The 26837-nt window shown below is 67.1% G+C and carries 25 protein-coding genes; 11 read left to right on the forward strand and 14 right to left on the reverse strand.

Features of this window, described 5'->3' with window-relative positions; genetic code table 11:
- Positions 1-4 precede the first annotated feature (4 nt).
- The gene (locus FR943_RS10370) at positions 5-2137 is read right to left on the reverse strand and encodes an Rv1355c family protein (protein WP_217156631.1); all 2133 of its coding nucleotides are present in this window, start codon (positions 2135-2137) and stop codon (positions 5-7) included.
- Positions 2134-2886: a hypothetical protein gene (locus tag FR943_RS10375; RefSeq protein ID WP_217156633.1), complete on the reverse strand. Its 753-nt coding sequence runs from the start codon at positions 2884-2886 to the stop codon at positions 2134-2136. Before FR943_RS10375 ends, FR943_RS10370 begins: the two co-directional genes overlap by 4 nt.
- A 464-nt stretch (positions 2887-3350) precedes the next feature.
- On the opposite strand from FR943_RS10375, the gene purU reads away from it, so the two are divergent.
- The 4 genes from purU to FR943_RS10395 all read left to right on the forward strand — a co-directional run bounded on the left by purU (position 3351) and on the right by FR943_RS10395 (position 7143).
- Positions 3351-4241: a formyltetrahydrofolate deformylase gene (gene purU / locus FR943_RS10380; RefSeq protein ID WP_217158119.1), complete on the forward strand. Its 891-nt coding sequence runs from the start codon at positions 3351-3353 to the stop codon at positions 4239-4241.
- A gap of 22 nt (positions 4242-4263) precedes the next feature.
- A complete protein-coding gene (locus tag FR943_RS10385; RefSeq protein ID WP_217156635.1) occupies positions 4264-4716 on the forward strand; it encodes a MaoC family dehydratase in 453 nt (150 codons plus the stop codon).
- A 157-nt stretch (positions 4717-4873) separates the two neighbouring features.
- Positions 4874-6229, forward strand: coding sequence for a flavin-containing monooxygenase (locus tag FR943_RS10390; protein WP_217156637.1), 1356 nt, complete (start codon positions 4874-4876; stop codon positions 6227-6229).
- Entirely contained in the window at positions 6226-7143 is a 918-nt protein-coding gene (locus tag FR943_RS10395) for an alpha/beta hydrolase (RefSeq protein ID WP_217156639.1), read from the forward strand. The genes FR943_RS10390 and FR943_RS10395 overlap by 4 nt, the downstream gene beginning before the upstream one ends.
- A gap of 52 nt (positions 7144-7195) precedes the next feature.
- Here the strand turns inward: FR943_RS10395 and FR943_RS10400 are convergent, their stop codons facing one another.
- From FR943_RS10400 to FR943_RS10410, 3 genes are read right to left on the reverse strand one after another with little or no spacing between them, the layout of a single operon-like run.
- Positions 7196-8686: a class I adenylate-forming enzyme family protein gene (locus tag FR943_RS10400; protein ID WP_217156641.1), complete on the reverse strand. Its 1491-nt coding sequence runs from the start codon at positions 8684-8686 to the stop codon at positions 7196-7198.
- A 6-nt stretch (positions 8687-8692) separates the two neighbouring features.
- Positions 8693-9514: a mycofactocin-coupled SDR family oxidoreductase gene (locus FR943_RS10405; protein WP_217156643.1), complete on the reverse strand. Its 822-nt coding sequence runs from the start codon at positions 9512-9514 to the stop codon at positions 8693-8695.
- Between the two features lie 25 nt (positions 9515-9539).
- The gene (locus tag FR943_RS10410; RefSeq protein WP_217156645.1) at positions 9540-10721 is read right to left on the reverse strand and encodes an acyl-CoA dehydrogenase family protein; all 1182 of its coding nucleotides are present in this window, start codon (positions 10719-10721) and stop codon (positions 9540-9542) included.
- A gap of 113 nt (positions 10722-10834) precedes the next feature.
- Here FR943_RS10410 and fabG point away from each other — a divergent pair, with 113 nt between their 5' ends.
- From fabG to FR943_RS10435, 5 genes are all read left to right on the forward strand, one after another.
- Positions 10835-11575, forward strand: a complete 741-nt coding sequence (gene fabG / locus FR943_RS10415; protein WP_217156647.1) for a 3-oxoacyl-ACP reductase FabG — start codon at positions 10835-10837, stop codon at positions 11573-11575.
- Positions 11576-11583: 8 nt separating this feature from the next.
- Positions 11584-12804, forward strand: coding sequence for an acetyl-CoA C-acetyltransferase (locus tag FR943_RS10420; protein ID WP_217158121.1), 1221 nt, complete (start codon positions 11584-11586; stop codon positions 12802-12804).
- Positions 12801-13994: an acyl-CoA dehydrogenase family protein gene (locus FR943_RS10425; RefSeq protein WP_217156649.1), complete on the forward strand. Its 1194-nt coding sequence runs from the start codon at positions 12801-12803 to the stop codon at positions 13992-13994. Before FR943_RS10420 ends, FR943_RS10425 begins: the two co-directional genes overlap by 4 nt.
- A gap of 3 nt (positions 13995-13997) precedes the next feature.
- A complete protein-coding gene (locus tag FR943_RS10430) occupies positions 13998-14666 on the forward strand; it encodes a GntR family transcriptional regulator (RefSeq protein WP_217156656.1) in 669 nt (222 codons plus the stop codon).
- 93 nt (positions 14667-14759) lie between these two features.
- The gene (locus tag FR943_RS10435; RefSeq protein WP_217156658.1) at positions 14760-15947 is read left to right on the forward strand and encodes a CaiB/BaiF CoA transferase family protein; all 1188 of its coding nucleotides are present in this window, start codon (positions 14760-14762) and stop codon (positions 15945-15947) included.
- Between the two features lies 1 nt (position 15948).
- Here FR943_RS10435 and FR943_RS10440 read toward each other — a convergent pair whose 3' ends face one another.
- The 9 genes from FR943_RS10440 to FR943_RS10480 are packed head-to-tail and all read right to left on the reverse strand — an operon-like array spanning position 15949 to position 25096.
- Positions 15949-16776 carry a TIGR03619 family F420-dependent LLM class oxidoreductase gene (locus tag FR943_RS10440; protein ID WP_217156666.1) on the reverse strand — a complete coding sequence of 276 codons (828 nt, stop codon included), beginning with the start codon at positions 16774-16776 and terminating at the stop codon, positions 15949-15951.
- Positions 16773-17171: a PaaI family thioesterase gene (locus FR943_RS10445; protein WP_217156668.1), complete on the reverse strand. Its 399-nt coding sequence runs from the start codon at positions 17169-17171 to the stop codon at positions 16773-16775. Before FR943_RS10445 ends, FR943_RS10440 begins: the two co-directional genes overlap by 4 nt.
- On the reverse strand, positions 17168-18295 hold the full coding sequence (locus FR943_RS10450; RefSeq protein WP_217156674.1) for an NDMA-dependent alcohol dehydrogenase: 1128 nt from the start codon (positions 18293-18295) through the stop codon (positions 17168-17170). Before FR943_RS10450 ends, FR943_RS10445 begins: the two co-directional genes overlap by 4 nt.
- Positions 18292-19788, reverse strand: a complete 1497-nt coding sequence (locus FR943_RS10455; protein WP_217156676.1) for a class I adenylate-forming enzyme family protein — start codon at positions 19786-19788, stop codon at positions 18292-18294. Before FR943_RS10455 ends, FR943_RS10450 begins: the two co-directional genes overlap by 4 nt.
- Positions 19781-21220, reverse strand: a complete 1440-nt coding sequence (locus tag FR943_RS10460) for a class I adenylate-forming enzyme family protein (RefSeq protein WP_217158123.1) — start codon at positions 21218-21220, stop codon at positions 19781-19783. Before FR943_RS10460 ends, FR943_RS10455 begins: the two co-directional genes overlap by 8 nt.
- 1 nt (position 21221) lies before the next feature.
- Positions 21222-22670 (reverse strand): class I adenylate-forming enzyme family protein, encoded by a 1449-nt coding sequence (locus tag FR943_RS10465; protein ID WP_217156678.1) that lies wholly within the window; start codon positions 22668-22670, stop codon positions 21222-21224.
- Positions 22670-23443: an enoyl-CoA hydratase/isomerase family protein gene (locus FR943_RS10470; RefSeq protein ID WP_217156681.1), complete on the reverse strand. Its 774-nt coding sequence runs from the start codon at positions 23441-23443 to the stop codon at positions 22670-22672. Before FR943_RS10470 ends, FR943_RS10465 begins: the two co-directional genes overlap by 1 nt.
- 6 nt (positions 23444-23449) lie before the next feature.
- Positions 23450-24265 carry an enoyl-CoA hydratase/isomerase family protein gene (locus FR943_RS10475; protein ID WP_217156683.1) on the reverse strand — a complete coding sequence of 272 codons (816 nt, stop codon included), beginning with the start codon at positions 24263-24265 and terminating at the stop codon, positions 23450-23452.
- A gap of 12 nt (positions 24266-24277) precedes the next feature.
- The gene (locus FR943_RS10480; RefSeq protein ID WP_217158125.1) at positions 24278-25096 is read right to left on the reverse strand and encodes an enoyl-CoA hydratase/isomerase family protein; all 819 of its coding nucleotides are present in this window, start codon (positions 25094-25096) and stop codon (positions 24278-24280) included.
- Between the two features lie 85 nt (positions 25097-25181).
- Between FR943_RS10480 and FR943_RS10485 the strand changes: the two genes are divergently transcribed.
- Complete coding sequence (locus FR943_RS10485) at positions 25182-25937, forward strand: FadR/GntR family transcriptional regulator (protein ID WP_217156685.1); 756 nt, start codon at positions 25182-25184, stop codon at positions 25935-25937.
- Complete coding sequence (locus tag FR943_RS10490; RefSeq protein WP_217156687.1) at positions 25927-26811, forward strand: enoyl-CoA hydratase/isomerase family protein; 885 nt, start codon at positions 25927-25929, stop codon at positions 26809-26811. The genes FR943_RS10485 and FR943_RS10490 overlap by 11 nt, the downstream gene beginning before the upstream one ends.
- The last annotated feature ends 26 nt before the right edge of the window (positions 26812-26837 follow it).

The following is a 26837-nucleotide window of genomic DNA, read 5'->3' on the forward strand; positions in this document are numbered from 1 at the left end:
GGTCTCAGCCGTACTGCGGCGTCGACCCCACTGTGGGTCGCCGTCGACTGCGTACCGTCGGACGTGGTGCATAGGACAACCTGAGCACCAGCGCTTGTGACTCGTCGCGCTCGGTGGTGGTCAACCTGCGAAAATCGTACTGCAGGTTGTGCAGTGTGTTGGCGTGGACAGGCGACAGCGCGTGCAGATCCCGGTCGTCGTGGGCATAGAGGAACACCGGTGAGACGGGTTGAACCGCCAGACCGCGACGCTGGGCGTCGATCCAGACGGCCTCGACCGCCGACCCGGCCACGGCATAGTCGGTGAGCCGACGGCCACGGACCGTGACCACCGCGAGCGCCGAACTGGAGGTGACCCGCTCAACGGTGTCCTCCCCGAGTGCGGAGCCGGCGTTCCAGTCCGACAGTTTCGCCATCACCTCGGGGCGGCGCAGGATGTCCAAGACCACCAGGTCGGACGGGTCCAACCCGAGCGTGCTGACGTCGATACCGGTGTCGGGTGCCGGGTCGCCGGGCCAGCGCAGTTCCGACATCATCTGCTGATGCAGCGTCGGGGTGAGATAGCGGATCCGGTCAGCTTCGGCGAGTATGCCTGCGGCAGCGGCGATCTCGTCGCGACTATCGAGGATGTGTGCCTCGGCACCCTCGGCTCTGGCCACCGCCCGCAACGCGTCGAGCACCTCGTCGGCGATGGGTGCACCGCTGCCCCGGTGCCGATTGGTCTCCCGGGCCAGCATCGGCTGGTACAGCTGCGCCAATTCCGGTGCGCTACCGGTGGAGAACTCGGCGCTTCCGCACAGTGGTGTGCCCTCATCGCCGCGCGACCACCGGACCTGACCGATCCGGTTGTGCGCGGCGGCCGCCACTCGGGCATTGAATGCCGCCGCGCCCAGCGCGACTGCGCTGCCGCGGTATCCGACATCCATTGCCGTGGTGTATTTCGTGGCCAGTCGGAGGTTGATGCCGGTGTCGGTCGACTCGATGTGCCAGGGCTGGACGTTGCCGCCCGAGGGGGCGCGGGTCGCCGCGCTGGTGAGAATGGCCGCCAACCCGGTCGGTTCGGTCTGCTCCGCCGCGGCTACCGGCGCCGGCACGGGTTCGGGCCGGTCGAGAAGCGGATCACCGATGCGATCGAGGGCATCGGCCACATCGATTCGGACCCGCCCGGACGGCATCGGTTCGTCCAGTCCGATGCGGCGCACGGCGTTGGCGACGACGGTGGCGCCCAGGACGACCTCGGCGGCTGACTGCGGCCAGGTGGTCAGGGTCTTACCGACCTCGACCAGCGATGCCGCCATCCGCGGGGAGAGTTGCGGTGCGTCCAGGATCCGCAGTACGTGGGGCACTTTGTCCTTGCTGCTGAGCCCGGCCAGGTCGGCGGCGTCGATGTCGCCGAGCAGCCCGTGCAGCAGCGGGCGGCCGGGCTCCAGGTCGAACCGCTCGACGTCGAGCAGCCCACGGTCGCCGGTGGTCATCAGCACCGGGACGCGCCGGGCCCGGGCTGCCTCGCGGACAAGGACTTTGGCGTCCAGCGAGTCGCACTCTTCGACGACGATATCGAGCCCGTGCAGGAACCGATCGATGGATTCCGGTGCCGCACCGTGCCGATCGATGCGGACCGTGAGATACGGGTCGATCTCGGCGATCCGGCGCGCGGCCACCACGGCCTTGTTGACCCCGAGATCGAAGACCGTGCCGGGCACCCGGTTGAGGTTGGCCAACTCAAGCTCGTCGAAGTCCGTGAGGCGGAGCTCTCCGCACAGCCCCTCGGTGGCGAGGTTGTAGGCGATGGCATGCCCGACGCTGAGCCCGACGACCCCGATCCGCCGGCCCAACAGCCGCTGCTGTTCGTCGGCGCTGATCAGGTTGCGATTGCGATCGAGGCGCAACCGGTGGAACGCGAGTGGTCCCAGGATGTGCACCGCGCACCGGCGCCACGGGTAGTAGACCCATCGGGTGGGCTCGTCGCGAAGTGCGGGCTCGATGGCGGGCACCAGCGTCTGCAACGCGGCCTGCTGCCCACGGCATTCGTCGATCAGGGTGATTCGTGGATCCCGGCGCAGCCGTGCGAGGGTGTCGTCGTCGATGACGGCGGCCCGGTACTGGCCGGCTTCGTCGAGGTCGTCCGCGTCGATCATCGCACCGCCGCGGTCGGGGTGAGCGGACCGTCGGTCACGGCCGAGCGCGGAGCGATTCGCTGTGCCTCGACGAGGTATCGCGACAGTTGCCCGGGATGGGCGTGATTGGCGAAAGTCCGGCGATCCCACCACATCATCTTCGTCCGATAGCGCTCGTCCGGATACGGCGTGGCGGGAATTTTCGTCGCGAGTACTCCGCCCGATGACAGCCAGCGTTTCAGGACATACGCAGCCGCAGAGGCCATGGCAAATTGAATGTCCAACAGCGTCATCGCGTGCAACGGCATACGCGCCAGCGTATCGGTGAGGGCACGACTCTGTTCGGGGTCGTCGCACACCCAGGCCGTCTTCATCTCGACCACTCCGAACGGCAGGCGATCGGCAATCATTTTGCGCACCGAGTCGAGTCCGGGCTGCCCGCTCCATTCCACGAGGGCGTGGCTTTCTTCGACGCCGTGGTGCGGCCCTTTTGCCCGGAGCCCGCCGGCGACGTGGCCCGAGCGGTTGATCCCGACACAGAACAATGCGGTATCCGTGCCTGTCCGTAGGGCTTTCGAGTCCAGTGCTCGCTGGACGCCGTGCTTGCGATAATTGGCCTGGGCGCCGCGGACGTACTCGCGCCACAGGTCGGGTTCTGCGGCGGGTCGGGCCACCACGATCGTGCACTCGCTGTCGGGGTCCCACCAACTCGGGCTTTCGTCCAGGGTGACGGAGCAGCGGGGAGCGGTGTCCAGTCGGGGAGCGGTCATTCGGAATCCATTTCGTCGGTCAGCCGAACCGTCAACTGGACCAGCTGACTTTGTCGGGTGGCACGGGGTGTGCGAATGCGTCTGATGAGTATTGCGCCGCGTCGACGTGGAATTCCAGCGAGCTGTGAAATCTTGTCCGGGCGGGTGGTGAATTTTGTCTGCCGATCCTGGATTTACTCACCGGTACATGCAAATTTGGCAAATTCGGGTCGACCCTATTCGCGCCGAATATGTGTGTCGAACTCGCGGCTGGCAAAAAATCTGAATTGACGCCTGCGGCGGATGGGTCGTTCCGTGCGGTTCGGATACGTTTTTGCTGTCGTGGCCCGCAGCCAGTGCGGGCGCGGTGCGCCCGGATGAACGACGGTCGACGCCGGGGTGAGCGGGGCCTGTCCGATAGCTGACGTCCTCGGTAGGCGGTGTTCTGTCACCGCGGACCGGCCGGTGATGAGATTCTGATGGCGATGACACAGGAATATCCGAGCGCGACCGCGCTGCCGACCCAGGACGTCGGCAGGCTGCTGCTGCGTTGCGCCGACCGGCCCGGTCTGGTCGCGGCGATCAGCGGTTTCCTCACCGGCGCCGGCGCCAACATCGTGTCGCTGGATCAGCACTCCACCGAACAGTCCGGCGGTACGTTCATGCAGCGCACGATCTTCCATCTGCCGGGGCTGGCGGCGGTGCGCGACGACCTCGAGCGCGACTTCGGGCAGCAGGTGGCCGGCCCGTTCGAGATGGACTTCCGGTTGACCGAGGCCGCCAAGCCCAAGCGGGTGGCGCTGATGGCCTCCCGCGAGGACCACTGTCTGCTGGATCTGTTGTGGCGCAACCGTCGCGGTGAGCTCGACATGTCGGTGGCCATGGTCATCTCCAACCATCCCGACCTGGCCGAGCAGGTGCGCGCCTTCGGGGTGCCGTACCTGTACGTCCCCGCAACGCGGGACAACCGCGCCGAAGCCGAACAACGGTTGCTGGAGTTGTTGCGCGGCAATGTCGATCTCGTCGTGTTGGCCCGGTACATGCAGATCCTCACCCCGGAGTTCCTCGATGCCGTGGGCTGCCCGCTGATCAACATCCACCACTCGTTCCTGCCCGCCTTCATCGGGGCGGCGCCATACCGCAGGGCCAAGGAACGTGGGGTGAAGTTGGTGGGGGCGACAGCGCATTACGTGACCGGGGATCTCGATGAGGGGCCGATCATCGAGCAGGACGTGGTCCGGGTCGACCACCGCCACTCCGTCGGCGACCTGGTTCGCCTCGGCGCCGACGTGGAGCGGCTGGTGTTGTCGCGCGCGGTGCTGTGGCACTGTGAGGACCGCGTAATACGGTTCGGGAATCAAACCGTAGTCTTCTGACGACGGTTCGAGAGGAGTGGACGTGAAAGTCTTCAATGGTCTGGACGAGTTTGCCGCGGCGGCGGGCAGTGAGTTGGGCCCGACGGACTGGCTGGAGATCAGCCAGGACCGGGTGAACCTGTTTGCCGACGCCACCGATGACCATCAGTGGATCCACGTCGACCCCGAGAAGGCGGCCGGTGGCCCGTTCGGCGGCACCATCGCGCACGGTCTGCTGACGCTGTCGCTGCTGCCGCACTTCACCCATCAGCTGTACCGCGTCGACAACATCGCGATGGCGATCAACTACGGCTACAACAAAGTTCGGTTCATCACCCCGGTGCGGGTCGGGGCCAAGGTGCGCGCTCGCGCCGCGATCGCCGAGGTGGCCCAGCTCGACGGGGCGGTGCAGGCGACCATGACTGTGACCGTCGAGATCGAGGGCTCGGACAAGCCCGCCGCGGTCGCCGAGTCGATCATCCGTTTCATCGGCTGAAGTTCCCCCCGCGAGCAGACGCAAAACTGCCCTTGAATCGCTGTTTCGAGGCAGTTTCGTGTCTGCTCGCGGTGGTTTCTGACAGTTGTCAGAATTCGTTGACGTCCGTCAAAGCGCACTGTTAGTGTTCTGCATCACAACGTGAGGGAGCACTGGGTTGCAGCATTCACTGCCGCGGACGGCAATCATCGGCGCAGGCATCAGCGGGCTCACCGCCGGAAAGATGCTCAAGGACTACGGGGTGCCGTACACGACGTTCGAGACGTCGGACCGCATCGGTGGGAACTGGGCCTTCGGTAACCCCAACGGCCACAGCAGTGCCTACCGCTCGCTGCACATCGACACCAGCAAGCATCGGTTGTCGTTCAAGGACTATCCGGTGCCCGAGCATTTCCCGGCCTTCCCGCACCATTCCGACATCAAGGCCTACCTGGACGCCTACGCGAACGCATTCGGTTTGCTGGAGCACATCGAGTTCAACAACGGTGTGGTGCACGCGGCCCGTCGCGACGGCGGGGGGTGGGAGATCGAGGACCAGGCCGGTGCCCGCCGGGAATTCGACCTGCTCGTCGTCGCCAACGGTCACCACTGGGATCCGCGGCTGCCCGAGTTCCCCGGCACGTTCACCGGTGAGACGATCCATTCACACCACTACATCGACCCCAGGGAACCCCTGGAGCTGACCGGCAAGCGGATCCTGGTGGTCGGGATCGGTAACAGCGCCGCTGACATCACCGTGGAGCTGTCGTCCAAGTCGCTGCAGAACAAGGTCACGCTCTCGACTCGCTCGAGCGCCTGGATCGTGCCGAAATACATTGCCGGACAACCAGGTGACAAGTACTTCAAGACCAATCCGTATCTGCCGCTGTCCTGGCAGCGCAAGATGGTGCAGTTGATCGCGCCGGTGCTGGGCACCGATCCGCGGATGTACGGCCTGCCCGCGCCGAACCACAAACTGTTCGAGGCGCACCCCACGCAGTCGGTCGAGCTCCCGCTGCGGCTCGGGTCCGGTGACGTCATCCCCAAGCCCAACGTGGCACGGCTGGACGGCGACACCGTGCATTTCGACGACGGCACCAGCGACATCTTCGACGTGATCGTCTACGCGACCGGCTACAACATCACGTTCCCGTTCTTCGACCGGGATTTCGTCAGCGCCCCGGACAACCACATCCGGCTCTACAAGCGGATGTTCAAGCCCGGCATGGACGATCTGGTGTTCATGGGTTTCGCCCAGGCGATCCCGACCCTGTTCCCGTTCGTCGAGTGCCAGTCCCGGCTGCTGGCCGCCTATGCGGTGGGTCGCTACGCGCTGCCGTCGGCGGCAGAGATGGAGCGGGTGATCGACGCCGACCAGCAGTTGCATGCCGGGCACTGCACCGACCGGCCCCGGCACACCCAGCAGGTGGACTACTTCTACTACGAACACGACATCCGGGCACGCGAATTGCCCGCGGGGGCAAAGCGGGCCGCGGCCGGGCAGGACAGCGCCGTCGTCGGGGTGACGGCATGACGTTCACCGAGCTCACGTTCTATTCGTCCGGCGAGCGCTGCAGCGCGTGGCATTTCGCGGGCGCGGGCGAGCGCTTCACCGGCTCGGGCGGGCGGCCGGTCGTGGTGATGGCGCACGGCTTCGGCGGTACCAAGGACTCTGGGCTGCAACCGTTCGCCGAGCGGTTCAGCGCCGCCGGCCTGGACGTGCTGGCGTTCGATTACCGGGGTTTCGGCGCCTCCGACGGGCAACCGCGACAGAGTGTTTCGGTCGAGCGGCAGATGGCGGACTACGGTGCGGCGATCGCCGCCGCCCAACGGCTGCCGGGCGTGGACCGTCGGCGCGTGGTGCTGTGGGGATCGTCGTTCTCGGGTAGCCACGTGCTGCGGGTGGCCGCCCAGTGCGCCGACGTGGCCGCCGTGATCGGTATGACGCCGTTGACCAGTGGGCTGGCGGCCAGCCGTGCGGCAGTCGCGCACCGCGACCTCGGCTCGGCGCTGCGCTGGACGCTGGCAGGGGTCAAGAGCCGGGTGGCCGTGGCGGCGGGCGGACACCCGACGCTGATGCCGCTGGCCGCCAAGCCGGGGGAGGCCGGAGCGCTGGCACTCGATGGCGCGTATGACAGCTATCGCGCCATCGCCGGCCCGACGTGGCGGAACGAGGTGGATTCGGCGATCGGTATGGAGCTGGTGCAGATCCGCACCGGCGCAGCGGCCAAGGCCCTGAAATGCGCTGTGCTGATTCAGATTGCCGACTTCGACCGGTTCGTCCCGGCCAACTCGGTGATGAAGACGGCGGTGCAAGCCAGGGCTCAGGTCCATCACTACCCGTGCGACCACTTCGACGTATGGCCCGGGCACGACTGGTTCGACACCGCCGCCGAGGATCAGGTGAAGTTCTTGTCCGCTCACCTTTCCCCGCGAGCCGGCGCGTAGGTACCCCGCCGAGGCGCAAATGGGGTACCTACGCGTCTGCTCGTGAGGGAAATCAGGGAGTGTAGAGCGCCGCGATGTCGCCGGGCCGCACCTTGAGGGCGGCGTTGCGGGGGAGTGCGTCCACGATCACCACGGACACTGGCACGTGATGGCTCGGAAGGGCCTCACGCACCAGGTCCTTCAGCTCATCCTCGGTCGGGACCCCGGCGCCGCGGCGCAGCTCGACCGCGGCGAAGGGCACCTGGCCGAGGCGGGAATCGGGCACCCCCACCACGCCGGCGTCGAGCACGCTGGGATGTGAGATCAGCACCCGGCGCACGGTTTCCGGGAGGATCTTGAACCCGCCACGGTTGATCGCACCGTCGCCGCGGCCGTGCAGGGTGACGAAGCCGTCGTCGTCCATCGAGGCCAGGTCGGTGGTCCGGACCCAGTCGGGACCGATCACCTCGACCCGGGCTTCGAGCCGCCCGATGCTGCCGGCCGGGGCCTCGGCACCGGTGTCGGGGTCGACGATGCGCACCCGCACCCCCGGCAGCGGCCGTCCCACGCTGTCGGGTTTGGCCGCGCCGAAGCGCCGGTAGGACTCCGGTGTCCAGCTGCACACCGACCCGGCAAATTCGGTTGCCCCGTATGCCCACAACAACGGTATCCCGTAACGGCTCTCGAACTCGGCCCGCAACTCCGGCTCCAGTGGTCCGGAGCCTCCGGACAGACCTTCCAGCGAGGCCAGGTCCGCCCGCGCAACATCGGCCTGCAGCAGCATCCGCAGAATCGCAGGCTGCACCCCGGCCCAGGTGATCCGGTGGGTCCGCACCGCCCGCACCCACTCGTCGACGTCGAACTTCTCCAGAAGTACCAGGCGTTTTCCGGCACACGGTGCGGCCAGCAGCTGACAGACACCGATGCTGCCGAACGGCCAGTACACCAGCGCCGGTGGGGTGTTCGGGCCGACCACTTCGGTGCCCGAGCCGATCGTCATGCTGAGCACGGTGTGGGCGAGGACCTTGGTGGCGACCGGAATTCGCTTGGGCGGCCCGGTGGTGCCGCTGGTCAGGATGTGCAGGCCGGACTGCGCCAAGCTCGGATCGTGCCGGCTGCCCGGTTGCCGGGTTACGGTGACACCGACCGCGAGCGGCTCACCGGACAACGAGATGCCCGCCGAGCCCGCCGAGCGGACGGCGCTGTTGAGCTCCGGTGTCCAGTCGTCGATGTCGGCGAGAATCCCCGGCAACGAAAGGTTCTCGACATCGCGGGCGATCGCGGCAGCCGATTGGTACGAGTAGATCATCACCACGGGCCGGCGGGACGCGATGAACCCGAGGATTGCCGCGGCGTGCGGGACACGGTTGCGCACCACGATGCCGACCGGCTCGTCCGAAGCTAGTCCGGCCTCGGACAGCGCGGCCGAGATCTGTTCGATGTAGCGGGTTATCTCGTTGCCCGAGTACCACTTTCGGGCGAACTCGACGAACGGCCGGTCGCCGTAGCTGTCCAGGCCGGCGGCCAGCTCGTCGGCAATGTCCGTGGATACTGGGCTGGACATTGCGGGTCAGAACTGGGTGGAACCCAGATCGACGGCGACCCGACTGGCCGTGACATACCGCGATTCGTCGCTGGCCAGCCAGATCGCCGCGTCGGCGATGTCTTCGGGCTCGGCGATGTAATCGGGCAGGAAGGGCGTGACCATCTGCATCAGACCGGGATTGGTGTCGTTGGCCCGGTTGAGCGCGGCCAGCATGTCACCGGTGCCCATCGGGGTGTTCACCGCACCCGGATGCAAGCTGTTGACCCGGATCTTGTGCTTACCCAACTCGGCCGCGAACGCCCGTGCCATACCCGCGACAGCGTGCTTGCTGGCGGTGTAGTGCACCATGAACGGCTGCATCTTGATCCCGGCAGCCGAACTGATCAGGATGATCGACCCGCCGCGACCGCCGTCGATGATGTGCTGGGCACCGGCCATCACGGTGTTCCAGGTGCCCGTGACGTTGATGTCCATCACGTCGCGGAACGACTCCGGCGTGGTCTCGTTCCACGGCTCGGGCACCGTGATCCCGGCGTTGGCGACGATGACGTCGAGCCGGCCGAACTCGGCGACACCCTTACCGACGATGGTCTGCAGCGCATCGTGGTCACGGGTGTCGGCCGCGGTGGCGACGATGCGCTTGCCGGTGGCCTCCACCAGTCGGACGGTCTCGACCAGATCCTCGGGAGTAGCCGAGTCGTAGGGCACGCTCGGCGGCAGCGGCCCGGCGATGTCGACCGCGATGATGTCGGCGCCCTCCTTGGCCATCCGGACCGCGTGCGCGCGCCCCTGGCCGCGGGCGGCTCCGGTGATGAAGGCGACCTTTCCGGCGAGCCGCTCAGTCATGGATTCTCCTTAGGGGGTTGGGTGTTCAGAGCTGGCGCTGGGCGGCCTTGACCAGCCCGCCGCCGATGATGAGTCGCTGGATCTCGCTGGTGCCCTCGTAGAGGCGCAGCAGCCGGACCTCCCGGTAGATGCGCTCGACCGGGACCTCACGCATGTACCCGGTGCCGCCGTGGATCTGCACCGCGAGATCGGCGACGTTGCCGGCCATTTCGGTGCAGAACAGCTTGGCTGCCGACGGTGCGATGCGGCGGTCCTCGCCGGACACCCACTTTGCCGCGGCGTCGCGGACCAACGCGCGGCCGGCCATCACCCCGGTCTGCTGGTCGGCGATCATGGCCTGCACCAGTTGGAAGCTGCCGATCGGTTGACCGCCCTGGGTGGCCGCCGCGGCGTAGGCCACCGATTCGTCGAGCGCGCGCTGGGCGGAGCCGACCGCCAGTGCGGCGATGTGCACCCGGCCGCGGGCCAATGACGTCATCGCGGCCCGGTAGCCGACGTCTTCGCTGCCGCCGACGAGCGCGGCGTCGGGCACCTGCACGTCGGTGAAGGTGACGTCGGCAGTCCAGGCGCCTTCCTGACCCATCTTCGCGTCTTTGACGCCGACCTCGACGCCGGCGGCGTCGGCCGGCACTAGAAAGACAGCGACGCCGGCCCCGTTTTCGTCGGCCGGACGCGTGCGGGCGAACACCACGAACAGGTTGGCGTTCGGCGCGTTGGTGATGAAACGCTTCTGGCCGCTGATCACCCAGCTGTCACCGTCGCGAACCGCCTTGGTGCGCAGGCCGGCCGGGTTGGATCCGGCGCCGGGCTCGGTCAGGGCGAAGGAGGCGACGACGTCGCCCGAGGCGATGCCGTCGAGCCACCGGGTCTTCTGCTCGTCGGTGCCGAAGCCCACCAGCACCTGCCCGGCGATGCCGTTGTTGGTGCCGAACATCGACCGTAGTGCCAACGAGGTGTAACCGAATTCCATTGCCAGCTCGACATCTTGGGCCAGGTTGAGCCCGAGCCCGCCCCACTGCTGGGGGATCGCGTAACCGAACAGGCCCATGTCCTTGGCCTGCTGACGCAGATCGTCGGGCACCTTGTCGGTGGCCAGGATCTCGTTCTCGCGCGGCACCACGGCGGTGCGGATGAAGTTGCGGGTCTGCGCCAGGATCTCGGCGAAGTCCTCGGCGCTGACTTCGGTGGTGGCCGCGGTGGTGGTCACAGGGAAGCTCCATTTCTTCGCGCGGAATCCGCGGGGCGGTGAATCTCCAATATCGTATATGAAATATGATCTGGCTCTGACAGAGCCCCCGGGATCGAAAGTTAGGTGATCAGGTGTCGTTGCTGACCGGTCAGACTGCAGTGGTGACAGGCGGTGCCCAAGGCCTGGGCCTGGCCATCGCGAGACGCTTCATCGACGAGGGCGCGCGCGTCGTGCTCGGCGATGTCAACCTCGAGGCCACCGAAGCGGCGGCACAAGAGCTCGGCGGCGCGCAGGTCGCGACCGCGGTGCGGTGCGACGTCACCTCCTCCGCCGAGGTCGAGGCGCTGGTACAGGCCGCGGTCGAGCGGTTCGGCAGCTTGGACATCATGGTGAACAACGCCGGCATCACCCGCGATGCCACGTTGCGCAAGATGACCGAGGACCAGTTCGATCAGGTCATCGCCGTGCATCTGAAGGGCACCTGGAACGGCACCAAATCGGCCGCGGCGATCATGCGGGAGAACAAGCGCGGCGCGATCGTGAACATGTCGTCGATCTCGGGCAAGGTCGGTCTGGTCGGACAGACCAACTACTCGGCGGCCAAGGCCGGCATCGTCGGCATGACCAAGGCGTCGGCCAAGGAACTCGCCCATCTCGGCGTGCGGGTCAACGCCATCCAGCCGGGCCTGATCCGCTCGGCGATGACCGAGGCGATGCCGCAACGGATTTGGGACGAGAAACTGGCGGAGATCCCGATGGGCCGGGCCGGCGAACCCGACGAGGTGGCCAAGGTGGCCTTGTTCCTGGCCAGCGACCTGTCGTCGTACATGACCGGGACCGTGCTCGAGGTGACCGGCGGTCGGCACGTATGAGCACCGGCATGGGTCTGCGCGATGCCGTCATCTGCGAACCGGTCCGCACCCCGATCGGCCGCTACGGCGGCATGTTCAAGTCCCTGACCGCCGTCGAACTCGGTGTCGCTGCGCTCAAAGGACTGCTGCAGCGCACCGGGGTGCCTGTAGGAGATGTCAACGACGTTATTTTGGGCCACTGCTATCCGAACAGTGAGGCCCCGGCCATCGGCCGGGTGGTGGCGCTCGACGCCGGTCTGCCCGTCACGGTTCCCGGTATGCAGGTCGACCGGCGCTGCGGCTCCGGATTGCAGGCGGTGATCCAGGCCTGCCTGCAGGTGCGCAGCGGGGACAACGACCTGGTGGTGGCCGGCGGCGCCGAGAGCATGAGCAACGTCGCGTTCTACTCCACCGACATGCGCTGGGGCGGAGCCCGTTCCGGTGTGCAGATCCACGACGGGCTCGCGCGCGGGCGCACCACGGCCGGCGGCCAGTTCTACCCGGTGCCCGGCGGCATGCTGGAGACCGCCGAGAACCTGCGTCGCGAGTATTCCATCACCCGTGCCGAGCAGGACGAGCTGGCGGTGCGCTCGCACCGCAGCGCCGTGGCCGCCCAGCAGTCCGGGGTGCTGGCCGACGAGATCATTCCGGTGACCGTCCGCGACCGCAAGGGTGAAACGGTGATCGACACCGATGAGCACCCGCGGGCCGACACCACGGTCGAATCGCTGTCCAAGCTCAAACCCGTTCTGCTCAAGCAGGATCCGGAATCCACCGTGACCGCCGGCAACTCCAGTGGCCAGAACGACGCCGCATCGATGTGCATCGTCACCACCCCGGAGAAGGCCGCCGAGCTGGGCTTGCGCCCGCTGGTGCGGATGGTGTCGTGGGGCGTGGCCGGCGTCGCCCCCAACATCATGGGGATCGGTCCGGTGCCGGCCACCGAGGCGGCGTTGGCCAAGGCCGGTCTGCAGCTGTCCGACATCGACCTGATCGAACTGAACGAGGCGTTCGCCGCACAGGCGTTGGCCGTGCTGAAGGAGTGGAAGTTCGGCGAGTCCGACTTCGACCGCACCAACGTCCGAGGGTCCGGGATCTCGCTGGGCCATCCGGTCGGGGCGACCGGCGGGCGGATGCTCGCCACGCTGGCCCGGGAGCTGGATCGGCGTCAGGCCCGCTACGGGCTGGAGACCATGTGCATCGGTGGCGGGCAGGGCCTGGCCGCTGTCTTCGAAAGGGTGAGCGCATGACCAAACTCGCACAAACTCTGGGACTCACCGAGTTCCAGACCGAGATCGTCTCGACCGTACGGCAATTCGTCGACAAAGAGGTGATCCCCACCGCTCAGGAGCTGGAACACTCCGACACCTACCCGCAGGCCATCGTCGACAAGATGAAGGAGATGGGCCTGTTCGGGCTGATGATCCCCGAGGAGTACGGCGGCCTCGGGGAGTCGCTGCTCACCTACGCGTTGTGCGTCGAGGAGCTGGCCCGCGGCTGGATGAGCGTGTCCGGGGTGATCAACACCCACTTCATCGTCGCCTACATGATCCGCCAGCACGGCACCGATGCGCAGAAGCAGAAGTTCCTGCCGCGCATGGCCACTGGTGACACCCGGGGCGCGTTCTCGATGTCGGAGCCGGAGCTGGGTTCGGACGTGGCGGCCATCCGGACCCGGGCCAAGAAGAACGACGACGGTACCTACACCATCGACGGTCAGAAGATGTGGCTGACCAACGGCGGCAGCTCGACCCTGGTGGCCGCCCTGGTGCGAACCGACGAGGGCGCCGAGAAGCCGCACCGCAACCTGACCGCGTTCCTGGTCGAAAAGCCCACCGGCTTCGGTGAAGTCGTGCCCGGGCTCACCATTCCGGGCAAGCTGGACAAGTTGGGTTACAAGGGGATCGACACCACCGAGTTGATCTTCGACGGCTACCGGGCCGACGCCGAGGACGTGCTCGGCGGGGTCACCGGGCAGGGCTTCTTCCAGATGATGGACGGGGTCGAGGTCGGGCGCGTCAACGTCTCGGCCCGAGCCTGCGGCGTCGGGATACGGGCCTTCGAACTGGCGGTACGTTACGCGCAGCAGCGCGAGACGTTCGGCAAGCCGATCGCCGAGCACCAGGCGGTGGCCTTCCAATTGGCCGAGATGGCAACCAAAGTCGAGGCCGCGCATCTGATGATGGTCAACGCTGCCCGGCTCAAGGACTCCGGTGAGCGCAACGACGTGGCCGCGGGCATGGCCAAGTACCTGGCCAGCGAGTTCTGCTCGGAGGTCACCCAGCAGAGCTTCCGGATCCACGGCGGGTACGGCTACTCCAAGGAGTACGAGATCGAGCGGCTGATGCGGGACGCCCCGTTCCTGCTGATCGGGGAGGGCACCAGCGAGATCCAGAAGAACATCATCAGCAAGCGGCTGTTGTCCGACTATCGGGTGTGAGCCGTGACCGTCCCCGATTTCGCTGCCCGGCCCCAGCTGGCCGAGGATGTGGCCCGGCTGATCCGACGACGGATCTTCGACGGCACCTACCCGGCGGGGAAGTATATCCGGCTGGAACAGCTTGCCGCTGAACTGGGTATCAGCGTCACGCCGGTGCGCGAGGCGCTGTTCGGTCTGCGCACCGAGGGGCTGCTGACGCAGCAGCCCCGGCGCGGGTTTCTGGTGCTGCCGGTCACCCGGCGTGACATCGACGACGTGGCCGGTGTGCAGGCCCACATCGGCGGGCAGTTGGCCGCACGGGCGGCGGGGCAGATCACCGACGGTCAGCTTGAGGAGCTCGACCGGATCCAGCGGGAGCTGGAGGAGGCCTACACCAACAACGATCACGAGGCGGCGGTGCGGCTCAACCACGCCTTCCACCGAGGGGTGAACCGGGCGGCCGAGTCGCCGAAGCTGGCCCAGCTGATGTCCCAGATCACCAGGTATGCACTGGAATCGGTGTATCCGACGGTCGAGGGGTGGCCCGAGCAGTCCACCCACGATCATCGGCGGATCCTGGCCGCGCTCCGGGATCGTGACGGGTCTTCGGCCCGCGACGCGATGGCCGAGCACCTGTGTGCGGCGTCCAAGCCGTTGACCGACCACCTCGAGCGGTTGGGCGTGCTCGGGTAGCGATGAATTTGTCCCGCGAGCAGACACAAAACTGCCCATTTCTGGGCTGAAAAGGGCAGTTTTGTGTCTGCTCGCGGAAGGAAAGGTGAGCAAATGGCAGGGGTTCTCGACGGGATACGGGTGCTCGACTACGGCCGGTTCATCGCCGCGCCGTGGTGCAGTGCGATCCTGGCCGACATGGGCGCCGACGTGTTGCGCGTGGAGAAGCGGGAAGGCGGCGAAGACCGCTGGGTGCAGGCCGTCACCGAGGGCGGCGAAGGCGGAACGTTCCTGCAGTGCAACCGCAACAAGCGCTCGCTCACGCTGGATTCCACCACCGTCGAAGGGACCGAGATCACCCGCCGCCTGGTGGCGAGCGCCGACATCGTGATCGCGAACATGCCCGCGGCCGGCATGCGGGCCAGCGGGCTGGACTACGACACGCTCAAGGCGATCAAGCCCGACATCATCCTGGCCAGTGCCACCGCCTACGGCGAGGGCGGCCCCTACAGTGACAAGATCGGCTTCGACGGTGCCGGACAGGTGATGTCCGGGGCGGTCTACCGGCAGGGCCTGCCGGACCAGCCGATCCGAACGGTGGTGCCCTACGCCGACTTCGGGACCGCACTGACCCTGGCGATCGGTGTGATGATGGCGCTGTACCACCGGGACAAGACGGGGCAGGGCCAACATGTGGAAGGGGCGCTGCTGCCCACCGCGCTGATGCTGTCGAATGCCTTTCTCATCGAGCGCGAACTGCTGCAGGTGGACAAGCCCCGCATGGGTAACAAGGGCGCTTCGGTCGCGCCGTGCGATCTCTACCGCACCGCCGATGACCAGTGGGTGCTGCTGCAGGTGGCCGGACAGCCGATGTTCAAACGTTGGTGCCGGCTGGTGGAGCGGGAAGAACTGTTCGACGATCCGCGGTTCGCCAACGACGACATCCGCTGGACCAACGGCGATGTGCTCAACGACATCATGGCCGATTGGTGCGCCGACAAGACCAAGGCGCAGGTTTTGGAACTGTTGGAGAAGGCGAAAATGCCCGCCGCCCCGCTACATTCCACCCAGGACGTGCTCGACGATCCGCACGTGCAGGCCATGGGTTACCTGCAGCGGGTGGCATTCCCGGGTGCGTCGCGTGAGGTGCCGATCATCGAAACACCGTTCCGGATGTCGGCGACGCCCGGTACGATCCGTCGTCGTCCGCCCCTGCTGGGCGAGCACACCGATGAGGTCCTCGGTGAGATCGGTTACGACGCAGCCCAGATCGCCGAGTTGCGGGCGAACGCGATCGTGTGACTCAGAGATCCTCGCCGATCTTCTGCAGCGCTTCGAGCTGCTCGCAGAAATGTTCGGCGTCGCGCGCGGCCACCGAACAGTTGGCGATGGTGGCACCGACGTCGCGCAACCGGCCCAGCCGGTCACGCGCGGTATCCGGCTCGCCCCGTGGGTCCAGCGGCACACCGGGGGACAGGATGACGTCGAAATTCGCCGGTAATTGTCGCTGCGCGAGAAACTCTGCGATGACGTCGGGGGACAGACCGAACGGCATCCAGCCGGTACCCAACTCCACGGCCCGACGCAACGAGCGTCTGGTCCGCCCACCCACCCAGACCGCGAGATCGGTTGTGATGGCGTGCGGTTCGATCGCGAAGCCGTCGACCACCGGTTGACCCCACGCGGCCCGCAGCGTGGCGATGTCGCGGTCGGCAGCCGCACCCCGGCCGTCGAACTGCGCGCCGAGCAACTCGAACTCCTCGGTCAGCGACCCCACCCCGACACCGAGCACCACGCGACCGCCGCTGAGCCGGTCGAGGGTGCCGTAGCTCTTGGCCAGCGCCACCGGGTGGTGATAGGGCAGCACCACCACGGCGGTGACCAGGCGGATACGTCGGGTCACCGCGGCCAGGAAGGACAGGGTGGCCAGCGGATCCCAATACACCGTTCCGCGCACCGCGGCGGCCGCGGCCGGGATCCCGGTGTGCTCGGCACAGGTGAGGTGATGAAAACCCAAGCGGTCGGCGGCCTCGGCGATCAGGGCGAGTTCGTCGGGGCCGGCGGTGGCCTCCCACGGGGAGAACTCACCGGGGTGTTGCATGACGACGGGGGTGGATAGTCCAAGCTTCATGAGGCTGCCTCCTTGGACTGGATCTTCGCAAAGCTGACCGAGGCGACGACGGCCAGGTGCTCGTCTGGGACGGTGAAGATCTCGACGTGGATCACCATGGACCGCTTGCCGGTGTGGACCAGACGGGCCACCGCCCGCGCGGCACCGTCGGTGACGGGCCGCAGATAGCGCAGGCTGAGGTCCGAGGTCACCACACTGTGGCCCGGCGGCACCTGACGCATGGCGAGCTTGCCCGCGGCAGTGTCGACCAGGGTGGCCAGTAGCCCGCCCTGCAGCCCGCCGTTGGTGTTGACCACATGTGGTGCCACCGGCAGTTCGACCACGACCTCATCGGCGGATCCCGGTGCGTCCCGATAACCGATCAGCTCGAACAACTCGAAGATCGTCGTCGTCATCGGTCAGCCTCCGTATAGCGGATCACGCCACGAATATTGCGTCCCTCCAGCATGTCCCGGTAGGCCTCGTTGATCTCTTCGAGCCGGTACTCGCGAGTCACCATGTCATCGAGGTTCAATTCACCGAGCTGATAGAGCGTCAGCAGATTTGGAATGTCGAACTGAGGATTACCCCCGCCGAACAGGCTGCCCTGCAACGTCTTCTGCAACAAGGTCAGACCGGCCAGGTTCAGCGTGGCGTCGGTGTCGACGACGTTGCCCATTGCGGTGAGCACGCAGGTGCCGCCCTTGGCGGTGAGCTGCATCCACGATTCCACCTCACGGCCCTCGGTGCGCCCGACGGTGACGATGACCTTGTGACACATGCGGCCGCCGGTGGCTTCGGCCACTGCCGCCAGAGCGGAGGAGACATCCGGATAGGCCTGGCAGGCTCCGAATTTCAGGGCCTGCTCACGTTTCCATTCGACCGGGTCGACGGCGAAGATACGGCGTGCACCGGCGATCGCAGCGCCCTGTAGGGCCGCGGTGCCGACGCCACCGATGCCGATCACAGCCACATCCTCACCGGGCCGGACATCCGCGCTGCGCACTGCAGAGCCGTATCCGGTGGTCACCCCGCATCCCACGAGGCAGGCGACGTCGAATGGAATCGACGGGTCGATCTTCACCACGGACGTCCGGTGCACGACCACGTACGGAGAGAAGGTGCCCAGCAGCGACATGGGAATCACGTTCTTGCCCTTGGTCTGTACGCGGAATGATCCATCCGACACCGACGCGCCGGCCAGCAGGCCCATGCCGAGATCACATAGATTGCGCAACCCGACCTGGCAGGCCGGACAATTCCCGCAGGAAGGGATGAACGACATCACCACGTGATCGCCGACCTCCAAGCCTTCGGTGTCGGGCCCGACTTCCACGATCACCCCGGCACCTTCGTGACCGCCCAGGATGGGGAAGTCTGCCATCGGGATGTCTCCGGTCATCAGATGGTGGTCCGAGTGGCACAGGCCCGCCGTTTCCAGGGCAACCTTGACTTCGCCCTTGCGGGGATCGCCGATCTCGATCTCTTCGATCGACCACGGTTGGCCGAAATCCCAGACCAGCGCACCCTTTGTCTTCATGGTCGGACACCTTTCCTCAACATGGTCCGCAATGCGGTGTTGTCGACCTTTCCGGTCGCCCCGCGCGGGATGGCCTCGTCGTCGCCGAGGAGCCGCCACAGCGTGGGCACTTTGAACGAGCTGATGGCCGCGCGGGTGGCCGCACGCAGCGACTCCACCGACAATCCATCGCCCACCACCACGGCGCCGACCTGATTGGCACGGTCGTCAGGGACATTGACGACGTACGCGGCCCGCACCCCGGGCAGTGACCGCAGCGCGCGCTGTACCTCGCCGGGATACACCGTGGCGCCCCGGACCTTGAACATGTCATCGGATCGGCCACGGTGGAACAGGAACCCGTCGGCATCGAGGTAGCCGAGATCGCCGGTCGGATAATAGCCGTCGGCGGTGAACACCTGCTCTCGGCTGCGCCGGCAGATACCCCGCATCACGTGCGGGCCACGGATCTGGATCTCACCGGTTTCGCCACGCGGCAGCGGACCGCCGGTTTCGGAGTCGACGATGCGAAGGTCCATGCCGTCGAACGGTTGTCCGCAGCTGCCCCACGCCGAGTGCGGCATGTCGGTGTCGGCGCGGTAACCGCAGTACGGGCCGAATGATTCGGTCATTCCCAGCAGCGAGGCGCGGGCACCGGGCCGTGCGTGCAGGTGTGCCGGCAGCAGGGCTTCCAGGCTGCCCGGCTGCAGCGCGGACAGATCCGCGGTGCCGGCGTGGCGGGCCAGTGCCTCGGCCTGTTCGGGCCAGCCCCGGAACAACGTGACCCGTTCGCGCTGCAACAGGTCCAGGGTGGACGCCGGGCCGGGGCTGGGTTCGGTGACCAGGGTGGCCCCGGCCAGCAGGGCCGACAGGATGCCGGCGCCGAACCCGCCGACCCAGAAGAACGGCATGGGTAGGTACAGCCGGGTGCCGGCGTCGACGCAGCGCGCCTCCAGCCCGGACCGCACGGCGCACAGGGCATTCCGGTGCGAATGGACGGTGCCTTTCGGCGGCCCGCTGCTGCCCGAGGTGAACATCACCACCATCGGGTCGCTCTCGCGTACCCGCGCGGCGAGCGCATCGGTGGCGCCGCGCGTGCCGTTGAACGCCAGCGCCTCGTCCGCTTTCCAGATGACGCGCAAGGCGGGCAACTGGTCCCGATCCACCGGGTAGCGGTGACCGCGGAATTCGTCGACCGCGATGAGGAACTGCACCGACGCCATGCGCAATTGCCCGGTCAGTTCACCGGGCCGTAGCAGGGTGCTCAATGGGACGAGCACCGCACCCACGCGCATCACCGCGATGGCGAGCCGAACCCAGGCGACCCCGTTGGGCATGATCAGGCCGACCCGGGACCCCTTGGTCATCCCCGCGGCGAGCAAACCGGCGGCCAATTCGGCAGTGCTGGACTCCAGTTCGGTGTAGCCGATCCGGTCGACAGGGTCGATCACCATCGGCTTCGGCCCGAACAGACCGGCCTGGGCGCGCACCAGCGCGTCGATCGTCTCAGGCATCGAACAATCCGATCAGGGCGGTGGAATCGACCTTGCCGCTGGACAACGTGGGAAGCTCACCGTGGCGGAGCACCGCGAATCGGCGCGGCACCTTGAATGCCGAGAGCGCACCGCGCAGGGCGGTTCGCACCGCATCGACGTCAACCGGGGCATCGCTGACGATCACCGCCGCAACGACCTGCCCCCGCTGCGCGTCGGGCAGGCCGAGCACATGCGCGGGGTAACCCAGCGCTGCCAACGCTTTCTCGACCTCACCCGGGGTGACATTGGCGCCGGCGGTCTTGATCATCGAGCCGGCCCGGCCGAGGAAGTAGAAGTACCCGTCGTCATCGACACGGACCAGATCGCCGGTGTGGAACCATCCGTCCGCGTCGAAGCAGTCCTCCCGGTTGCGTCCGTAATAGCCCTGCATGACATACGGCCCGCGGATGCACAGCTCGCCGGACTCCAGCACCCTGGTCTCGAAGCCGGGCGCCGGGCGGCCGTAGCTGCCGCGCCGATGTTCGGGTTGGTCTCCGTCGTCGCCGTCGAGCAGCACCACGCTTGCGGCCTCGGTCAGACCCAGCATGTTGTGCCGCAGCTCGGGATCGGCCGGGCGGACCTCGGGCGCCATGATCGGGTACAGATTGCCGCGGCGCATCGAGGACAGATCGCGGTCGGCAAAGCTCGGATGTCGGGTCAGGTGGGCGATCCCGGAGACGAAACCGTTGGTGATGGTGGGTTTCTCGGCCTCCAGCAAGTCCAACGTGATGCCGGCATCGGTGGCGTTGGAGCAGATCAGGGTCGCCCCGGCGACCATCGTCGCCACCAATCCGAAGGCGAATCCGCCGATCCAGAAAAACGGCGAATTGCAGAACAGCCGGTCGGCGGCGGTGAGACCGCGAATCACGTTGAGGTTGCCCTGATGCGCGAGGAGGGCGCCGTGCGTGTGCACGGCGCCCTTCGGCGGGCCGGTGGAACCGGAGGTGTAGATGATCGCCAGCGGATCCGACGCGTCGACATCCTCCTCGGCGCCGGCCAGCACGGATTCCGCCACGGCGGCGGGCGGCGGGTCGAACAGCACATGCCGCAGACACGGCGCATCGGTGACGGCGGCCAGCCGCTGCTCGTAGTTGTGATTGCGGAACCTCCTGGCCGACAGCAAAATCACAACCTCGCTGTCGAGCAGTTGGCCCCGCAGTTCTGCTGCGGTGAGAAACGTGGAGAACGGCACCACCACCGCGCCGATCCGGGCGGCGGCCAGCATGCCGACCACGAAGTCGATCCCGTTGGGGTAGAGCAATCCGATATGGCTGCCCTTGCCCGCGCCGAGCGCCAACAATCCGCGGGCCAGTTCGGCCGAGCGGTGATCGGCTTGCGCGTAGCTGATCCGCTCGTCGTCGCACAGCAGCAGCGGGTGCTCGCCGGCCCGGCGCAGCAGGTCGGCGAGCATGTCAGACACGGGTGCCGAAGTGGTCTCGGACCGCACCGAGATCGGCCTTGCCCGAGGGGGTTCGAGGTATGGCATCGACGATGCTGATATCGGTGGGGATCTCGTAACGGGCCAGCCGGCTCTGCAGGAAGGTCTCCAGGTCGGTCGACGTCGCCGCGGCGTGTAATTCCACCATGGCGACCGGCACCTCGCCGAGCCGTTCGTCGGGCACACCGATCACGGCCGCCCCCCGCACCGCCGGATGACTCTCCAACGCGGTGCGGACGTCGTCGGGCATCACCTTGAACCCGCCGCGGATGATGGCCTGATCCGCCCGGCCGAGAATCCAGACGAAGCCGTCGGCGTCGATGCGGGCCAGATCGGTGGTGCGCAGCCAGTCCGCGTCGGCATCGAATTGTGCCGGCTTGACCTCGAGCAGCCCGGTCTCGTCGGCGCGCAGTGGCTTCCCGCCCTCGTCGACCACCCGCAATTGTGCTCCCGGGTTGGCCCGGCCCACGCTGCCGCGCTTGTCTTTCCAGTACTTCTGGTGGTCGGCCAACGTCCAACCGGCCACCCCGCCACCGAATTCCGTTGCCGCATACGAGGTCAGCACCGGGATGCCGAACTTCTCGGTGAACGCGTCGGCGTCGTCCGCGGACAGCGGTGCCGTCCCGGAGGTGACCGCGCGCAGACTGGACAGGTCCTCGCGGGTCAGATCGGAATGCAGCACCATGCGCAACGCGGCCGGCACCAGCGACGCCGCCCGGGGGCGATGTTCGCGCACGGCATCGGCCCAGCGGGTCAGCTCGAACTTGGGCAGCAACACGAACGGCCGGGCCTCGGCGATGCACAGCAGCACCCGGAACACCCCACCCACATGCACCAGCGGAGAGTTGACGATCGCCACTCCGCGGCGCAACTCGGTTGGGGCCTGGGCATTCGCGGGGTCGCGGCCGATGACGCTGCGGGCCAGCATGTCGTAGGTCAGGTCCACCCGCTTGGGTGGGCCGGTGGTACCGCTGGTCAGCATCCAGACCGCAACCCCCGGCCGGCCCGCGTCCTCGGCCGGCCGTTGGGCGGCGGCGACCTCGGGTGCGGTGTCGAGATCGTGGATCGTCACGGTCGTCCTGGTCGGGGACGGAGCTGCCAAGGTGGCGAGGTCCTCGGGCAGACCGATCAGCACCGGCAGATCGAGCGCTTCGATGTCGGCCCGGGTGCGGGCATCCCCGCGGGACGGGTTGATCACCACCACGGTGCCACCGGCGGCCAGCACCCCCAACAGCGCTGCGACGTGCGCGGGCTGGTTGCGCAGCATGATGCCGACCCGTGCCCCCGCCGACACTGCGGCGACGCGCCGGGCCAACGTGGCGAGCCGGCCCCAGCTGTGCCATTGGCCCTCGTACTGGATCGCTCCGGCCGAGTGGTCCAGGTCGAGGACATCTTCGATGCGACGGGAAAGCGGATGCACCATCAGCGGATCCGCGGCGTGGTCTTGGGCAGCGGACGGTCGGCCAGTTCGGCCTTGGCGATCGGGTTGCCCAGCCGGGTGTAGATCAGGCCCTGATCCATGGCGGCCCGGTAGGGCTTGTCCAGCGACTCCCAGATGGCCTTGACGGTGCCCTGGGTGGCCGTCGGTGGTTTGGCGGCGATGGTGGCGGCGATCTCGTGCGCCCGGTCCCACAGCTGCTCGCGGGCCACCACCTCGGTGACCAGCCCGATCCGCAGCGCGGTGTCGGCACCGACGCGTTCGTCGTTGCCCATCAAGGCCATCCGCAGCGTGTCGCCGAGACCGACCCGGCGCATCAGACCGATCGGCTCCAGCGCCGAGACCAGACCGGCGCTGACATGTGAGTCGAAGAACGTCGCCTCGGTGGAGCAGATCACCACGTCGGCCTCGTTGACGAAGTACAGCGCGCCGGCCGTGCACATTCCCTGCACCGCGCACACCACGGGCTTCCACATCTTCTGCCACTTGGGGCTGAGCAGTTCACCGGGATCCTCGTGGTTCCACACGATCTCGGGCTGTCCGTAGCTGGATTTCACATCCAGGCCGGCGCTGAACGCGCGGTCGCCTGCCGCCCGCAGCACCACGGCATTGATGCCCTCGTCCGCCTTGATGGCATGCCAAACGTCGCGCATCTCATTGCACATGGTGCGGTTGAACGAGTTCAGGGCGTCGGGACGGTTCAGTGTGACCGTGGCGACCCGCGATTCGTGGTCGAAGTCGAGGAGCAGTGTCTCCATTGCCGATTACCGTGCCTGCCAGTTGGGTTTGCGCTTCTCCACGAACGCCCGCGGCCCTTCCAGGGCATCCTCGGTGCGTACCACCCGCTCCCGGAATGTCTCGGCCAGGATCTCGCCGTCGTGCAGCGGCAGGTCCAGGGTCTTGTGGATGGCCAGCCGGGTTCCCCGCACCGCCAGCGGCGCGTTGAGGCACACCGTGTCGGCGATCTCGTGGGCCCGCTCCAACAACTTGTCGTGTTCCACGATCTCGGTGATCAGCCCGAGCTCGTAGGCCCGCTCGACGGTCATGCGTTCGTGCTTGCCCATCAACGCCATTCGCAGCGCCACCGAACGTGGCAATGCCTTGGCCAGCCGCACCATCTCGCGCGCGGCCACCAGGCCGATGCTCACGTGCGGATCGAAGAAGGTCGCCTTGTCCGAGGCGATCACGATGTCCCCGGTGGTGACCCAGTCCAGCCCGGCGCCACAGCAGATCCCGTTGATCGCCACCACGACCGGCTTGGCCATGCTGCGGAACGGCGGGGTGCCCTCCTGCGGTGCCTCCCACTGCTCGTAGGTGGAAAGATACGGCCGTTCGTTGACCACCTTGCCGTCGCCCGGGATCTCCTTGACGTCGGCGCCGGTGCAGAACGCGCGGCCGGTGGCGGTGACGATCATCAGCCAGACGTTGTCGTCGTTCTCGGCTTGGGCGTAGGCGGCCCGCAATTCGGTGATCATGTGGGGCGAGAGCGCATTGAGCGCGTCGGGCCGGTTGAGCGTGATGGTGGCCTTGTGGCCGTCCACCTCGTATTTGATGGTGTCGTACGCAGCAGATTCGGTCATTGGTTCCTCTGGTTATCGGCCCTGGAAGTCCGGGTCGCGGCGGTCCCGGAACGCGGCCAGGCCCTCTTTGAAATCACTTGTACGGCAGGAGAGTTCCAGGTTCGACAATTCCTGGTTCATGGACTGGGTGAGGGTCGCGTGCTGGCCGTAGGCGATGGACTGTTTGGCCAACCCGATCGCGACGGTGGGTCCGGCGGCCAGCCGGGCCAGCAGTTCGTCGGCGCTCGCGTCCAGGTCGTCGGGCTGGACCGCAGTGTGGATCAGGCCCCAGTCAGCCGCCTGCGCCCCGCTGACCTTCTCGCCGAGCAGCAACATGCGCTTGGCCCGGGCGACCCCGGCCAGCCGTGGCAACAGCCAGGTCGCACCGGAGTCCGGGGTGAACCCCCGGCTCATGAACGGCTCCCAGAATGTCGCGCCGTCCTCGGCGACGGTGAAATCGGCGGCCAGTGCCAGATTGCAACCCAGTCCTACCGCCCAGCCACGGACCGCGCACACCACCGGCAGCTGGATGGTGGCCACGAGTTCGATGACCCGGTGCGCGGTGTGCGGGATCCGGCGGACCAGATCGCCGGTGCGGGGACGTTGCCCAGTGCTGTTGGTGGCCACCCAGTCGGCGCCGGCGCAGAAGTTCTCCCCGGCGCCGGTGATCGCGATCGCCCGCAGTGAGTCGTCGTGGGCGGCGGCTGACAGCGTGGCAACCAGGTTGTCGATCATGCTGTGACTCAACGAGTTGCGGCGCGCCGGCCGATCCAGCGTGATGCGCAGGACGGCGCCGTCTCGGGACGTCGATATCGCCTCGTCGCTCACCTGGAACCCGCCTTTCGGAGCCATACAGTTGCCCATACAGTAGACGATGCGATTACTATCCTGTACAAGTTAGCAAGGAAAGGCCGTCGGCGGAACAGGGGAGGGCTGGGTGCGGGCACACCGGATACGTCAGCCTCGGGTGGCCGAGATCGTGGCGTCCAAGCTGCGCGACGACATCCTGTCCGGGCGGCTGCGTGAAGGGGACATCCTGCCCACCCAGGAGAGCCTGTTCGGAGAGTTCGGGGTCAGTCCACCCGCATTGCGTGAAGCCATCCATCTGTTGGAGACCGACGGATTGATCTCGGTGCGTCGCGGCAACGTCGGTGGCGCGGTGGTGCAGATGCCCTCGGCCGACCGCACCGCCCACATGATCGGGATGGTGTTGCAGACCCGGGCCGCCACGCCGGCCGACGTCAGCGAGGCGCTCCTGCATCTGGAACCGATCTGTGCGGGGATGTGCGCCGCACGCGAAGATCGCGCCACCGAGGTGGTTCCGTTTCTGCAGGCCGAGATCGACCTGCAGACAGGGCAATTCGACGACCTGTCGCAATACGTGCCCAATGCCCGGCGGTTCCACGAGGCGTTGGTGTCCCGCTGCGGAAACGAACCCATGATCCTGCTGATCGGGTCGCTGGAATTGATCTGGTCGGCACACGAATCGTCGGTGTGGGGCGACGACGTCGACCAGGCCACCATGCGGGCTGCGCTGCGCGACCACCAGCGTCTGCTCGATGCGATAGCCGACGGAAACTCGGCCCGGGCGACCAAGCTCGCCGCCGACCACCTCACCGCTGCGCGGCGCACCACCCTGGCCGCCGGTAACGACAAAACCATTGAAGCGAGGCTGATTTCGCATGACCGATGACCGCGTGCTCTACGAGGTCGATGCGGACAACCGCATCGCCACCATCACGTTGAACAATCCGAAACAACGCAACTCCTACGACGCCGCGATGCGCGACGATCTGGCCCGTTATCTCGACATCGTGGCCGAGGACGACGACATCACCGTGGTGTTGTTGCGCGGCGCCGAAGGGGTGTTCTCGACCGGCGCCGATATGAACAATGCCTACGGTTGGTATGGCGAAGAGCGCAGGGGTGGAGCCGACAAGCCCGATCCGAAGAAGTCACGGCCCAGCCAGCGCCGTCGACTCACGGTGGATCGCAAGACCTTCGGCTTCTACCACAACTTCATGGGCTTCCCGAAGGTGACGGTGGGGGAGATCGGCGGGTACGCCCTGGGCGGCGGATTCGAGATGGCGTTGATGACCGACATCTCGGTGATCGCCCGGGACACCAGGATCGGCATGCCGGCCACCCGGTTCCTGGGCCCGGCGCTGGGCAGCCTGCACATGTTCTTCCACCGGCTCGGCCCCGTGCTGGCCCGGCGCCTGCTGCTCACCGGCGACATCATCGAGGCCGGTTCCGTGGAGCACCTCGGCGTATTCACCGAGACCTGCGACGCCGACCAGCTCGCGGCGCGGGCCCGGTACTGGGCGCAGAAGGCCTCGAAGATGCCGGCCGACGGCGTCGTGATCGCCAAGGAAGCGTTCCGGCTCGTCGAACAGAGCCAGGCGTACCAGGGCGAGGAGGTGGCCAGCTACATCTTCCACGCCTACGGCACCAACCTGCAGTTTTCGCCTGGCGAGTTCAACTTCGTCAAGACCCGGGCCCAGCACGGGACCAAGGAGGCGTTCCGGCTGCGTGACGAGCATTTCGACGTGCCCGAACCGCACTGACCAGCGACCTGGTACGTTTACATAAC

This window comes from [Mycobacterium] fortunisiensis (assembly GCF_019050325.1).
GTDB classification, from domain to species: Bacteria; Actinomycetota; Actinomycetes; order Mycobacteriales; family Mycobacteriaceae; genus Mycobacterium; species Mycobacterium fortunisiensis.